Annotated in this window: 12 protein-coding genes; 9 read left to right on the top strand and 3 right to left on the bottom strand. The window is 72.8% G+C overall.

The features are described from left to right. Positions 1-25: 25 nt before the first annotated feature. Complete coding sequence (locus ABD292_RS35245; protein WP_344215131.1) at positions 26-1279, top strand: NosD domain-containing protein; 1254 nt, start codon at positions 26-28, stop codon at positions 1277-1279. Positions 1280-1288: 9 nt separating this feature from the next. Further along, positions 1289-1594: a hypothetical protein gene (locus ABD292_RS35240; protein ID WP_091093265.1), complete on the top strand. Its 306-nt coding sequence runs from the start codon at positions 1289-1291 to the stop codon at positions 1592-1594. Here the strand turns inward: ABD292_RS35240 and ABD292_RS35235 are convergent, their stop codons facing one another. Further along, on the bottom strand, positions 1595-2161 hold the full coding sequence (locus tag ABD292_RS35235; RefSeq protein ID WP_344215127.1) for a TetR/AcrR family transcriptional regulator: 567 nt from the start codon (positions 2159-2161) through the stop codon (positions 1595-1597). A 55-nt stretch (positions 2162-2216) separates the two neighbouring features. Between ABD292_RS35235 and ABD292_RS35230 the strand changes: the two genes are divergently transcribed. The 6 genes from ABD292_RS35230 to ABD292_RS35205 all read left to right on the top strand — a co-directional run bounded on the left by ABD292_RS35230 (position 2217) and on the right by ABD292_RS35205 (position 9891). Continuing rightward, positions 2217-5345 carry a bifunctional cytochrome P450/NADPH--P450 reductase gene (locus ABD292_RS35230; RefSeq protein WP_344215125.1) on the top strand — a complete coding sequence of 1043 codons (3129 nt, stop codon included), beginning with the start codon at positions 2217-2219 and terminating at the stop codon, positions 5343-5345. Between the two features lie 185 nt (positions 5346-5530). Then, complete coding sequence (locus tag ABD292_RS35225) at positions 5531-6142, top strand: ACT domain-containing protein (RefSeq protein WP_344215123.1); 612 nt, start codon at positions 5531-5533, stop codon at positions 6140-6142. Positions 6143-6214: 72 nt separating this feature from the next. After that, complete coding sequence (locus ABD292_RS35220; protein ID WP_344215121.1) at positions 6215-7378, top strand: acyl-CoA dehydrogenase family protein; 1164 nt, start codon at positions 6215-6217, stop codon at positions 7376-7378. Positions 7379-7466: 88 nt separating this feature from the next. Beyond that, a complete protein-coding gene (locus ABD292_RS35215; RefSeq protein ID WP_344215118.1) occupies positions 7467-7640 on the top strand; it encodes a hypothetical protein in 174 nt (57 codons plus the stop codon). Further along, positions 7637-8590: a cation diffusion facilitator family transporter gene (locus ABD292_RS35210; RefSeq protein ID WP_344215116.1), complete on the top strand. Its 954-nt coding sequence runs from the start codon at positions 7637-7639 to the stop codon at positions 8588-8590. Before ABD292_RS35215 ends, ABD292_RS35210 begins: the two co-directional genes overlap by 4 nt. Before the next feature lie 47 nt (positions 8591-8637). After that, positions 8638-9891: an acyltransferase family protein gene (locus ABD292_RS35205; protein ID WP_344215114.1), complete on the top strand. Its 1254-nt coding sequence runs from the start codon at positions 8638-8640 to the stop codon at positions 9889-9891. On the opposite strand, the gene ABD292_RS35200 is transcribed toward ABD292_RS35205, so the two are convergent. Continuing rightward, positions 9835-10320 (bottom strand): NUDIX hydrolase, encoded by a 486-nt coding sequence (locus ABD292_RS35200; protein WP_344215112.1) that lies wholly within the window; start codon positions 10318-10320, stop codon positions 9835-9837. The two genes, ABD292_RS35205 and ABD292_RS35200, sit on opposite strands and share 57 nt — an antisense overlap. Before the next feature lie 123 nt (positions 10321-10443). On the opposite strand from ABD292_RS35200, the gene ABD292_RS35195 reads away from it, so the two are divergent. After that, the gene (locus ABD292_RS35195) at positions 10444-11628 is read left to right on the top strand and encodes a hypothetical protein (RefSeq protein WP_344215110.1); all 1185 of its coding nucleotides are present in this window, start codon (positions 10444-10446) and stop codon (positions 11626-11628) included. Between the two features lie 132 nt (positions 11629-11760). On the opposite strand, the gene ABD292_RS35190 is transcribed toward ABD292_RS35195, so the two are convergent. Then, complete coding sequence (locus tag ABD292_RS35190; protein ID WP_344215107.1) at positions 11761-13047, bottom strand: ABC transporter ATP-binding protein; 1287 nt, start codon at positions 13045-13047, stop codon at positions 11761-11763. Positions 13048-13171 lie beyond the last annotated feature (124 nt).

Raw genomic sequence — 13171 nt, 5'->3', positions numbered from 1 at the left:
TTCAATTAGATAGTGGTGCGCTCCGATGAGGTTGCTGTCCGTAGCCGTCATGGCCTCGATCCTGCCTGCCCTTCCCGCGACGGCGGCCTCGGCCCAAGCGGGCACCACCTATTACGTCGACTCCAAAACGGGTGACGACTCGGCCGAGGGCACCAGCGCCCGCACCGCGTGGAGAACGCTCCACGCGGTCAACGTCGCCGACCTCAAGCCCGGCGACACCGTCGCCGTCAAGCGCGGCAGCTCCTTCCAGGGCCCGCTCCTGCTGACCGCCAAGGGCACCGCGGCCCGGCCGATCGTCGTCAAGACCTACGGCAAGGGCCCCGACGCCAAGATCACCGGCTCCGACGACGACTGCGTGATCATCAGCGGCGACCACTGGCGGGTCAGCAACCTGCGCGCCACCCGGTGCCGCTGGGCCGGCTTCCGCCTCGCCGGCCATGACAACCAGCTCTCCGGCGTGCGGGCCGACCGCAACGTCGCGGGCGTGCAGATCACCGGCTCGCGCAACACCGTCCGCGACAGCGTGATCAGCGGCAACAACCGCATGAGCGTCAACGACGCGGGCGGCGACAACGACTCCGGCGCCTTCGGCGTGCTGCTCAACGGCGACGACAACGTCATCACCGGCAACACCATCAGCGGCAGCTACGCCAAGAGCGCCGACTACGGCACCGACGGCGCCGCCGTCGAGATCTACAACGGCGACCGCAACCTCGTCACCCACAACATCTCCCGCGACAACGAGACCTTCACCGAGCTGGGCGCGCGCAAGGGCAGGACCGCCACCGGCAACGTCTTCGCCTTCAACGTCGTGACCTCCTCCCGCGGCCGGGCCTCCTTCCTCGTCACCCGCGGCCCCCGCCACGTCGTCGGCCCGGTCAAGGGCACCATCGCGGTGCACAACTCGGTCTACCTGCCCGGCAAGGACACCATCGGATGGTCCTGCCACGACGGCTGCGCGCCCGGGATTCTCAAGCTCCGCAACAACGTCATCATCGTCGGCGGCGAGGCCGGCTGGGAGGACGGCAAGGGCGCCGACGAGGACGGCAGCGTCTACCGCGGGCGCACCAAGTTCAAGCTCGGGCCGAAGTCCGTCGTCGCCGATCCCAAGTTCGTCTCCCGCACCGACCTGCGGCTGCGGCCCGGCTCCCCGGCCATCGGCCGCGCCCTGCCGCTCACCGCCGCCTGGTTCGGCGGCGTCGCGGGCCGCCAGAAGGACGTCCTGGGCCGCGAGCTGGGCGGCTCGCCGGACGCGGGCGCCTACCAGAGCGGCCGCTAGCATGGGCGCGTGGTAGCTCCAGATCTCCGCCGGCCGCTGGTCCGGCAGCTCGCCGAGGCCGAGGGCCCGCGCCGCTACTGGCACACCGCCGACGAGGCCGGCCGGGTGTGGCTGTTCGAGAGCGTCGAGGGCGGCGACGGCGAGCAGTGGGCGATCCGGCAGGTCGAGGTCGGCCCCGACCGCGCCGCCCGCCGCTACTGGTGGGAGCACCTGCAGGACGAGCAGGGCTTCCTCACCGACCAGCCGCTGGAGATCTGGGATCTCACCGAGATCCCCGGGGCCGCCTTCGACTCCGTGTGGGAGGCGGCCGGCTGATCAGCCCGCCGCGCCGCCCTCCAGACCTCTGACGATGAGCTCGACCGCGGTGTTCAGGCTGCGCCCGGTCTCCTCGGGGTCGTCCGGCAGGTGACCCTGCAGCTCCGACAGGATGATCCCCGACACGAACGCGTACAGCACGTCGCTCGTGCGCCGCAGCCCGTCCTCGGGCACCCCCGCCAGCCGCAGGATGCGCTCCAGCACCTGCCACAGTGACAGCCGCCGGTCGGCGACGATCCGCGGATGGCCGTGCACGTAGATCCACAGCGCGGGGTGCTCCCGCGCGTGCCGGTGGTAGGCGAACGCCAGGGCGCGGAGCTGCTCCTGCCACGGCCGGCCGTCGTCGGGCGGCAGGCTCATCCGCCCCGCCGTCGTGGCGCAGACGAGCTCCAGCAGCGCCTCCTTGCTCTCCACGTGGTGGTAGAGCGACATCGGGTTGACGGCGAGCTCGGCGGCCAGCTTGCGCATGGACAACGCCTCGACGCCGCCCGCGTCCACCAGTCGCAGCGCCGCGGCGCTGATCTCGTCGATGCTCAGCGGGGTTCCTCTGCGCGCGCTCACAGCCATACACCGTATGGTAGCGTCATCCATACGGTGTATGGCTAGATTTCTGGAGCACGTGATGGCACGGACGATCCCCGCCCCGCAAGGGCTGCCCCTCCTCGGCAACACGCTGCAGATCCCCGCGCACGCGCCGACGGAGCACTTCGTCGAGGTGGCGGCCCGCTACCGGGACGAGGGCGTCTTCCGCCTGGAGGTCGCCGGCCGGACGATCGTGATGGTCTTCGACCCCGACCTGGTCGCCGAGGTGTGCGACGAGAGCCGGTTCGAAAAGCGCATCCGGCCGCCGCTGTCGATCGTGCGCGACTTCGGCGGCGACGGCCTGTTCACCGCCGAGCGGCACGAGCCGGTCTGGGGGCAGGCGCACCGCATCCTGCTGCCGGCCTTCAGCCAGCGCTCGATGAAGGCGTACTATCCGCAGTTCCTGGAGGTCGCCGAGCAGCTCGTCGCCTCGTGGGCGGCCCGGCAGGGCCAGGACCTGCCCGTCGCCGACGACATGACCAGGCTCACGCTCGACACGATCTCGCTCACCGGGTTCGGCCACCGCTTCGACTCCTTCAACTCGCCGGAGCTGCACCCGTTCCTCAAGGCCATGGGCGGCGCGCTCACCGAGGCCATGCTGCGCAACCAGCAGCTCCCGTTCGTCACCCGGCTCAAGCGCCGGCACGAGGAGGCCTACCGGCGCGACATCGCGACCATGCGCGCCCTCGTCGACGACGTCATCAAGGCCCGCAGGGCCGAGGGCGGCGGCGCGACCGGCGACCTGCTCGGGCTCATGCTGGAGGCCGCCGACCCGCGGACCGGCGCCCGGCTGTCCGACGAGAACATCCGCAACCAGGTGCTCACCTTCCTCATCGCCGGCCACGAGACCACCAGCGGCCTGCTCTCCTTCGCGCTGTACAACCTGCTGCGCGAGCCCCACACGCTGGCCCGCGCGTACGAGGAGGTGGACCGGCTGCTGCCCGGCGACGAGCCGCCCTCCTACGAGACGATCATGAAGCTCGACGTCATCCCCCGCATCCTGGAGGAGACGCTGCGGCTCTGGTCGCCGATCCCCGCCTTCGGCGTGAGCGCGATCGAGGACACCGAGATCGGCGGCTACCCGATCCCCAAGGACCAGGGCGTGGGCGTGCTGCTGCCGGTCCTGCACCGCCACCCCGGGGCGTGGGAGCGGCCGGACGAGTTCGACATCGACCGCTGGCTGCCCGAGCAGCGTAAGAACCACCACCCGGCCGCGTACAAGCCGTTCGGCAACGGCGAGCGGGCCTGCATCGGCCGCCAGTTCGCGCTCACCGAGGCCCGGCTGGCGCTGGCGATGATCCTGCGGCGCTTCGCGCTGTCCGACCCGGACGCGTACCGGATGAAGATCAAGCAGACCCTCACCCTCAAGCCGGACGGGTTCACGCTGCGGGTGCGCGAGCGGCGCGCCCACGAGCGGACCGTCGTGGCGCTCCCCGACGTCGCCGCCGACGCCGCGACCGGGAGGGAGCGGGACGTCGCGGTCGCCGGGGTGCCGCTCACCGTCGCCTACGGCTCCAACCTCGGCACCAGCGCCGACCTCGCCGAGCGGCTGGCCGAGCGGGCCGGGCGGGCCGGGTTCGCCACCACGCTGACCACGCTCGACGAGCTCGACCCGCCGCGCGAGGGCCTGCTGATCGTGATCGCCTCCTCCTACAACGGCAAGGCCCCCGACAACGCCCAGCGCTTCGACGCCCTCGGCACGCTGCCCGACCTGTCCGGGGTGCGCCTCGCGGTGCTCGGCTGCGGCAACACCCAGTGGCCGACCTACCAGGCGTTCCCGCGCCGGGCCAGTGAGAAGCTGATCGCCGCCGGCGCGGTGCCGCTGGTCGAGCGGGGCGAGGCCGACACCGACGGCGACTTCGACGGCGACGTGTCGGCCTGGACCGCCCGGCTGTGGGCGGCCCTCGCCGAGGAGTACGGCGCCGGCTCCGCCGCCACCGGCCCCCGCTACACGATGGAGGTGCTGAGCGAGGCCGAGGTCCGGCCCGCCGTCGTCTCCGAGCGGGCCGTCCCGCTGACCGTCGTCTCCAACGAGGAGCTGACCGGCGACCCCACAGGGCTCTGGGACTTCTCGGCCGAGGCGCCCCGCCCCGGCGTGCGCTCCATCGTGGCCCGGCTGCCCGAGGGCGTCACGTACACGGCGGGCGACCACGTGGCCGTCTTCGCCAAGAACGATCCCGAGCTGGTCGAATGGGCGCTGCGCTGCCTGCGCGTCCCCCGCGAGCAGGTCCTGCGGCTGCGCGCCTCCGGCGCCACGCACCTGCCCGTGGACACGCCGGTGACCGCCGGGCTGCTGCTCGGCGAGTTCGCCGAGCTGCAGGAGGTCGCCACCCGCGCCGACCTGGAGGCGCTGGCCGCCCACACCGCGTGCCCGTTCACCCGCCGCCAGCTCGCCGAGCTGACCGCGAACTACGCCGAGGAGGTCCTCGCCAAGCGCCTGTCCCCGCTGGCGCTGCTCGACCGCTTCCCCGCGATCGAGCTGCCGCTGCCGGTGTTCCTGGAGCTGGCCGGGCCGATCAGGCCGCGCTACTACTCGATCTCCTCCTCGCCGCTGGCCGACCCGTCGCTGGTGCGGCTCACGGTCGGGCTCGTCGAGGGTCCCGCCTGGTCGGGGAGCGGCACCTACCACGGCACCTGCTCGGCGTACCTGGCCGGGCTGGGGGAGGGCGAGGTCTTCTACGGCTACGTACGGGTGCCCGCGCCCGCGTTCCGGCTGCCCGCCGACCCGGCCACGCCGGTGATCCTCGTGGGTCCCGGCACCGGGTTCGCGCCGCTGCGCGGCTTCCTGGAGGAGCGGGCGCTGTCGGACGCCCCCGGGCGGGCCCTGGTGTTCGCCGGGTGCCGGCACCCCGAGCACGACCTGCTGTACCGCGACGAGCTCGCGGCCTGGGCGGGGCGGCCGGAGGTGAGCGTGCACGCCGCGTACTCGGCGGTCGCCGGGCATCCGTACCGGTACGTCCAGGACGCCCTGGCCGCGCACGGCGAGGAGGTGTGGGAGCTGCTGGAGCGGGGCGCGCACGTGTACGTCTGCGGCGACGGCCTCCGGATGGCCCCCGCCGTCCGGCAGGCCCTCCTGGACCTGCACCGGGAGCGCACCGGCGAGGACGGCGCCGCCTGGCTGGCCGGGCTGGAGGCGGACGGCCGCTACCAGCAGGACGTGTTCGCCTGACCTGGCCTTCTTGGCCTTCTTGGGACGCGATCTGCGAAAACTCCAGCTCACCATGGGCAGACCGTGGTTGATAATCCGGACTTAAACCCGCATCTAGGGATAGAACCGCAGCATGTACGACATTTCCGTGGAACATGCTGGAAACCTTTCCACGGCACTGTGAGAGCTCGGGAAAGGGGGGCGGCATGCTGCTGCGACTGAGGGTGTCCCTGCCGGACCGGCCGGGAGGGCTCGGCCGGGTGGCCAAGGCACTGGGCACACTCGGAGCCGACATCCTGCAGGTCACCGTGCTCGAAAGGGAGGCCGGGCGGGCCGTGGACGACTTCACCGTCTCCTGGCCGGGGCCGGTGACCCCGGCCGAGGCCGGCGAGCGGCTGTCGGTGGTGCCCGGCGTGCGCGTCGAAGGGGTGTGGACCACCAAGGAGGTGCCGGGATCGGCGCTCGACTACGACCTGCTCTCGCACGTCGTGGCCGAGCCGGGCCGCGGCCTCGCCACCCTCGTGGACGCGCTGCCGGGGCTGTGCGGGGCGGAGTGGTCGCTGGCGGTGGCGGACGGCGCGGTACGGCACGCCTCGCTGGCCGCCCCCGACACCTTCGAGCTGCCCGCGCCGCCGCCCCGGGCCGTCGCCGTGGACGCCCGCGAGCTGCGACTGATGCTGCTGCCGGTGCTGGAGCACCGCATGCACCTGGTCGTGGCGCGCGCCGCCGGAGGGCCGGTCTTCCACCGCGCGGAGATCGAGCGCGCCGTCCGCATCGTGGACGTCGTCGCCAAGCTCGCCGCCCGGACCGTCGCGTAGGACATTGACCCGGTAAGTGCCGCCTTATTAACGTGAGCTGCCTGATCAGCAAGCGGACCGGGGACGAGGCACATGGATTTCGAGCTGACCGACGAGCAGAAGGCGTTCCGGGAGACCCTGCGCGCGTTCGTGGACAAGGAGATCGTGCCGGTGGCCGTGGAGTGGGAGCACTCCGGCAGATACCCGGCCGAGATCATCGACAAGATGAAGCAGATGGGCCTGTTCGGCCTGTCCGTGCCCGAGGAGTACGGCGGCATGGGCGCGGACATGGTGTCGTTCGCGCTGGTCTTCGAGGAGATCGCGCGCGGCTGGATGGGCGTGGCCGGCACCATCGGCTCCCACTCGCTCGCCTGCTGGATGATCAACCGGCACGGCACCGAGGAGCAGCGGCGGCTCTACCTCAAGGACCTCGCCACCGGCGCCCGGCGCACCGCGATCGCCCTCACCGAGCCCGGCGCCGGCACCGACCTGCAGGGCATCCAGACCCGCGCGGTCCGCGACGGCGACCACTACGTGGTGACCGGCACCAAGACCTGGATCACCAACGCCCGCCACGCCGACCCGCTGCCCGTCCTCGTCAAGACCTCGATCACCGAACCCGCCCACAAGGGCATGTCGGTGCTGCTCGTGGACCCGTCGTCGCCCGGCTTCAGCGTCAGCCGCGACCTGCCCAAACTCGGCTACAAGGGCACCGAGACCTGCGAGGTCGTGCTGGACGAGGTACGGGTGCCGGTCTCCGCCCTGCTCGGCGGCGTCGAGGGGCGCGGCATGCAGCAGGTGCTCGGCGGGCTGGAGATCGGCCGGGTCAACATCGCCGCCCGCGCCGTCGGCGTCGCGCAGGCCGCGTACGACGCCGCGCTCGGCTACGCGCGGGAGCGCACCGCGTTCGGGCAGCCCATCGCCGACTTCCAGGCGATCCAGCTCAAGCTCGCCGACCTGGCCACCGAGATCCAGGCGGCGCGGCTGCTGACGTACTGGGCCGCGTCCCAGGCCGACAGCGGCAAGCGGGTGGACATGGAGGCCGGGATGGCGAAGTACTTCGCCTCCGAGGTGGCGCTGAAGGCGTCGCTGGAGTCGATGCGCATCCACGGCGGCTACGGCTACTCGCAGGAGTTCGTGGTCGAGCGGCTCTACCGGGACGCGCCGCTGATGGCGATCGGCGAGGGCACCAACGACGTGCAGCGGCTGGTGATCGCCCGCGCGCTGGTGTCGGGCAAGGGCAGGATCGGCTGGTGAGCCTCGGCGGGGCCGGGTGCCTATCCTGGTGCCCAGTGACGACCTGCGCGAGCGAGGGATGCCATGGCTCACCAGCCGAACTCCGGCCATGACCACGGGCACGGTCACGGTCACGGTCATGGGCACGGTCATGGGCACGGTCATGGGCACGGTCATGGGCACGGTCATGGGCACGGTCATGGGCACGGTCATGGGCACGGTCATGGGCACGGGCACCCGCGTGGAATCAGGAGGCTGGCGAGGAGCATCGCGCACGTCGTGACGCCGCACAGTCACGACAGCGCCGACAAGACCGACACCGCCCTGGAGTCCAGCAGTCGCGGCATGCGGGTCCTCGCCGTCTCCTTCGCCGTGCTGATGGTCACCGCGGCCGTCCAGGCGGTCATCGTCGTGGCCTCCGGCTCGGTGGCGCTGCTCGGCGACACCCTGCACAACCTGGCCGACGCCCTCACCGCCGTCCCGCTGGCCATCGCGTTCTCGGTCGGTCGCCGCGCCGCCACCCGCCGCTTCACCTACGGCTACGGCCGGGCCGAGGACCTGGCGGGCATCGTCATCGTCGCGATCATCGCCGTCTCCGCCGCCCTCGCCGGGTACGAGGCCGTCCAGCGCCTGCTCCACCCCCAGGACATCCGCGCCGTCGGCTGGGTGGCCGGCGCCGCGGTGGTCGGCTTCCTCGGCAACGAGTGGGTGGCCCGCTACCGGATCAGGGTCGGCAGGGAGATCGGCTCGGCGGCCCTGGTCGCCGACGGCCTGCACGCCAGGACCGACGGCTTCACCTCGCTCGCCGTGCTGCTCGGCGCGGGCGGCGCCGCGCTCGGCTTCCCGGTCGCCGACCCCGTCGTCGGCCTGCTGATCACCGTCGCCATCTGCTTCGTCCTGCGCGACGCGGCCCGCGAGATCTACCACCGCCTCATGGACGCCGTGGACCCCGCGCTCGTGGACGCGGCGGAAGGCATCATCGCCGGGGTGCCCGGCGTGCGGCGGGTCGGCTCGGTACGGCTGCGCTGGATCGGCCACGCCCTGCACGCCGAGGTGGAGATCCTGGTCGCCCATGACATGTCGGTCGTGGACGCGCACGCGGTGGCGGTCGAGGCCGAGCACCGCCTCATCCACGAGCTGCCCCGCCTGCGGGCCGCGACCGTCCACACCGACCCCTACGGCCCGGACGGCGCCGACCACCACGCCTCGCTCACCGGGCACCGGAGCGAGTGAGAAGAGCGGGCGGCATCACCGCCCGCCGTACGGGTAAGTTGGTGCGGGTGTCCGCAGCCACCGCTCCGCTCGTGCCCAGCGACCCCGGCAGCTCGGGCGGCCCGGCGGGCCCCGGCGCCCGGCTGGCCTGGCTCGACGCCCTGCGCGGCATCGGGGCGACGGCCGTGGTGGCCGAGCACCTGCTGCCGTGGTTCCTGCCGGGCCTGCGCCCCTACTGGTTCAGTCTCGGCGTCTACGGCATCCTGGTGTTCTTCCTGGTCAGCGGCTACATCATCCCCACGTCGCTGGAGCGGCACGGCGACGTGCGGGCCTTCTGGATCAGCCGGTTCTTCCGCCTCTACCCGCTCTACCTGGCGGTGACCGTGCTCGTGCTGGCGCTCGCATGGTGGGTGCCGGTGCGCGCCGAGGTGCCGCGCGACGGGAGCGCGGTGGCGGCGCACGCCACGATGCTGCTCGACGTGGTCGGGGTGGGCGGGGTGGCCGACACCATGTGGACGCTGTCGTACGAGATGGTGTTCTACCTCGTGGTCACCGCGTTGTTCCTGGTCGGCGCGCACCGGGGGAGCGGGACGCTCACGATGGTGTTCGGCCTGGGGGCCGTGGCCGTGGGCCTGGTGATCGGCGGGCCCCTGCTGCGTGGCGGCTGGCCCGCGTACGTCACGGCCGCCGTGTTCGCGGCCGGGCTGGCGTGCGTGCTGTGGGGGAGAGCCCGCACGGCGGCGGCCTGCGTGCTGGGCGTGACCGCGCTGGCCGCGCTGGTGCTGAGCAGCCGCATCCCGTGGCTCGGCGTGGCCGTGGTGGCGGTCATGTTCGCGGGCACCACGATCCGCCGCTGGGAGGAGGGCGCCGGCCCGCTCTGGCCGGTGGCGGTGACGACGGCGCTGGTCGGGCTGGCGCCGCTGCGGGCGATCGAGACCGGCTGGTGGTGGGTGCAGGCCGACGTCTGGCTGACCACGATCGCGCTGGCGGGCGGCACGTTCGCGGCCGGGATGGCGCTGCGCGGGCGGCGGCTGCCCCGGGCGCTCGTCTGGCTGGGCCTGGTCAGCTACTCGCTCTACCTGGTCCACCATCCGCTGCTGAAGTACTTCACGACGATCTCGGGCGATCTGAGGGAGGCCGAGCCGGTGTGGCAGGCGGCGATGGCGGCGCTCGCCCTGGCGCTGGTGCTGGGGGCGAGCGCCCTCGCCTACCACTTCGTCGAACGGCCCGGCCAGGCGTGGGGCCGCCGCGTCGCGCGGGCCGTCTCAGGCGCCGGTGGCGGCGGGCTCAGGGGCGGCGGCTCCGGCGGGCGGGCCGGATAGAGCCGGTACGACGCGCGGATGGCGGGCCAGCGCCCGGGCCACCACCGGATCCTCGGCGACGAGGAAGGCCAGGTGCCTGATGGCGTGCGCGACCACGTTGGCCAGCGCGAGGCGCTCCGGCGACGGCGTCGCGGGCGCGCCGCCCCGGGCGATATCCAGGACGGGCGTCCGTTCGGCGGGCAGCCAGGGGGCGGGATCGGGGCACACCGCGTACGTGAGCACGACCCGGCCGTCCGGCTCGTAGCGCCAGCTCGTGGAGTGCAGCACCACGCCGGGGTCCTCGCCGCGCACCCCGGCCAGCCGCCGCGCCGCCTCGTCGGGGGTCTCGCCGGGGCGCGGGCTGGTCGTGGCGTGCCGGTACGACCAGCGATTGTCGGTGCCCACGCGTAGCATGAGCGTCTCAACCGAGACCACGTGTCCTGCCGTCATCGCCACCAACTTACTGCAATCCATGCGCAACTACGGGCAGCGCGCAGGTGGCGTTCGCTCTTGAACCGCGCGGCGAGCCCGGCTGTAGTCGAAGGGCGTGCGACAGAGAGGGGCCGAACAACCATGCCAGGTGTGCTGGTGCTGATGGGGTCGGGCGAGACGAGCCCGACCATGGTCGAGGTCCACCGCGCCGCCACGCGGGAGCTGCGGCCCGGGGCGCGGGCGGTGCTGCTCGACACGCCCTACGCCTTCCAGGAGAACCGCGCGGACATCTCCGCCCGCGCCCGCCGCTACTTCGCCCACAGCGTGGGGCTCCAGGTCGAGGTGGGCACGGGCATCGCGGGGGCCGACTGGGTGTTCTCGGGGCCGGGGAGCCCGACGTACGCGCTGGAGCGCTGGGCCGAGTCCGGCGTGGCCGGCGACCTGCGGGCACGGGTGCGCGCCCGGCAGGGCGTGACCGTGCTCGCCTCGGCGGCGGCCTGCACGGCGGGCCTGGCCACCGTCCCCGTCTACGAGATCTACAAGGTGGGCGCCGAGCCCCACTGGCGCGAGGGCATCGACCTGCTGGAGCCGCTCGGGCTGCAGGCCGTCCTCATCCCGCACTTCGACAACGCCGAGGGCGGCACCCACGACACCCGCTACTGCTACCTCGGCGAGCGGCGGCTGTCGCGGATGGAGCGCGAGCTGCCCGAGGGCACCGCCGTGCTCGGCATCGACGAGCACACCGCGCTCGTCATCGACCTGGAGAGCGAGAGCGTGCGCGTCGCCGGGCGGGGCGGGCTCACCGTACGCCTGCCGGGGTCGGCGGCGGTGCTGCCGGCGGGCACCCGCACCGACCTCGCCGGGCTCCGCCGGCTGGCCTCCGGTGCGGGCGGCGCCCCGCTGCCGCCGCCTCCGGCGGAGCGGGCCGCCGCGCCCGCCGAGGTGACGCTGGAGGAGACGATCCGCGCCGGGGAGGAGCGCTTCCGCGCGGCGGAGGCGGAGCCCGACCTCGTGGCGGCCGCGCAGGCGGTCCTCGACCTGGAGGCCGAGATCGTCAAGTGGGCCGCCGACACCGAGGAGGACGCCGGCGGCGTCGACCAGGCGCGCGAGCTGATGCGGCTGCTCATCGCCCGCCTCGGCGAGCTGGCCGCCGACGCCGGCCGCCGCTCGACGGGCCTCGGCCACCTGGTCGAGTCGCTGCTCGCCCTCCGCGTCGCGCTGCGCCGCCAGGGCAGCTACGACGTCGCCGACGCGCTGCGGGATGCGATGCGAGCAGGCGGCGTGCAGATCGAGGACACCCCGGACGGCCCCCGCTGGAGCCTCTGACCAGGCGGCGTCGGCGGCGGGGCGGGTCGATCCGGGCGCGTCGGGCTTGACCCCGACGGCCCCCGCCGGAGTCTTTGATCCGGCGGCGTCGGCGGCGGGACAGGCCGATCCGGAGTTCCTGACTCCCTGGGCTCAGCGGCGGGGTGGGTCGATGCGGGCGCCGTCCGGCTTGAAGATCATGATGCGGGAGAGGTCCACCGCGACCTTGGCGGCGTCGCCCGCGCGCCAGACCGGCCGGTTGCCGAGGCGGACGATGAGGTCCGCGCGGCGGTGGATGCCGCTGCCCACGCTGCCGACGCGCTCCTGCTCCTGCGGCTCCGCCTCCTGCACGGGGGCGAACATGCGGCGCATCAGGCCCGACAGCCCGCCGGAGCCGTTCTTGGCGCCGTGGGCCCGCCGCTGCCTGGGGTCCGGCGGCTCGGGCACCGGCACGGCGGGCATGCCGCACTCCAGGTACGCCAGCCACTCGTGCCCGTGATACTCCAGCGTCCGCACCCGCCCGAAGAACGACGGCCCCTCGTACGACTCCGGCACCGGCGCGAGCCCGTCGGGCCGCATGCCGACCAGGACGTGCCCGCCGGTGTGCTGCGAGATGGCGTACGCCCTGGGATCGCTCCAGGGCATGGTGAGCCGGTGCGGGCCGAAGTCGAGCAGGACGTACTGGTTCTGTGGCGTCCTGACAGTGGCCGCCAACAGGTTCAACTGCTGGGAGTTGAGGAAGGCCGCCACGAAGGCGGTGGCTGGATCGTTGTAAATCTGGGCCGGAGTGCCGACGTCCTGCAGGACCCCGCGATTGAGTATCGCGATGCGGTCGGCCAGCGTCAGGGCCTCCACCTGGTCGTGGGTCACGTAGATGGTGGTGACGCCGAGCGACCTGACCAGCGCCGAGATCTCCATGCGCAGCTCGGTGCGCATGCCCGCGTCCAGGTTGGACAGGGGCTCGTCCATGAGGAACAACTTCGGCTGCCGGACGATCGCCCGGCCCATCGCCACGCGCTGCCGCTGGCCGCCGGACAGGGTGCCGGGGCGGCGGTCCAGCGTCTCGTCGATGTGCAGCACCTTCGACAGCTCGGTCACGCGCTCGCGTACGAGGGCCGGGTCGGACTTGGCGATCTCCAGGGGGAAGGCGATGTTGCCGCGCACGGTACGGTGCGGGTAGAGGGCGCCGTTCTGGAAGACCATGGCGACGTCGCGGTCGCGCGGCGGCAGGTGGTTGGCGAGCTCGCCGTCCAGCCACAGCTCACCTTCGGTGATGCCTTCCAGGCCGGCGATCATCCGTAACAGCGTCGACTTGCCGCAGCCCGAAGGGCCCAGCAGGACGAGGAACTCACCGTCTTCAGCCCGTAAGTTCAGCCGGTCGACGGCCAGGTAGTCGCCCGGATACACCTTGGTCACGCTGTCGAGAACGACCGAGCTCATGGGCCTGCACCTTGCGCGCGTGTCACCTGTGACGAGACGGATTGATGAGGTAGTACATCGCGCCTTAACGCTAGATGTCCACCCTTGACATAAAGAATCTCCCTCCGCGCCGTTTCGGTCGGGA

Source organism: Nonomuraea bangladeshensis, from assembly GCF_039529455.1.
Taxonomy (GTDB): domain Bacteria; phylum Actinomycetota; class Actinomycetes; order Streptosporangiales; family Streptosporangiaceae; genus Nonomuraea; species Nonomuraea bangladeshensis.
The sequence above is the reverse complement of the archived record's forward strand: the minus strand, read 5'-3'. Positions and strand labels throughout refer to the sequence as shown.

Bases quoted from the DNA above. Each gene is read 5' to 3' on its own strand.
- ABD292_RS35220 (WP_344215121.1), top strand. From the start codon at position 6,215: ATGGATTTCGAGCTGACCGACGAGCAGAAGGCGTTCCGGGAGACCCTG.
- ABD292_RS35225 (WP_344215123.1), top strand. From the start codon at position 5,531: ATGCTGCTGCGACTGAGGGTGTCCCTGCCGGACCGGCCGGGAGGGCTC.
- ABD292_RS35235 (WP_344215127.1), bottom strand. From the start codon at position 2,161: ATGGCTGTGAGCGCGCGCAGAGGAACCCCGCTGAGCATCGACGAGATC.
- ABD292_RS35195 (WP_344215110.1), top strand. From the start codon at position 10,444: ATGCCAGGTGTGCTGGTGCTGATGGGGTCGGGCGAGACGAGCCCGACC.
- ABD292_RS35190 (WP_344215107.1), bottom strand. From the start codon at position 13,047: ATGAGCTCGGTCGTTCTCGACAGCGTGACCAAGGTGTATCCGGGCGAC.
- ABD292_RS35230 (WP_344215125.1), top strand. From the start codon at position 2,217: ATGGCACGGACGATCCCCGCCCCGCAAGGGCTGCCCCTCCTCGGCAAC.
- ABD292_RS35245 (WP_344215131.1), top strand. From the start codon at position 26: ATGAGGTTGCTGTCCGTAGCCGTCATGGCCTCGATCCTGCCTGCCCTT.
- ABD292_RS35200 (WP_344215112.1), bottom strand. From the start codon at position 10,320: ATGACGGCAGGACACGTGGTCTCGGTTGAGACGCTCATGCTACGCGTG.
- ABD292_RS35215 (WP_344215118.1), top strand. From the start codon at position 7,467: ATGACCACGGGCACGGTCACGGTCACGGTCATGGGCACGGTCATGGGC.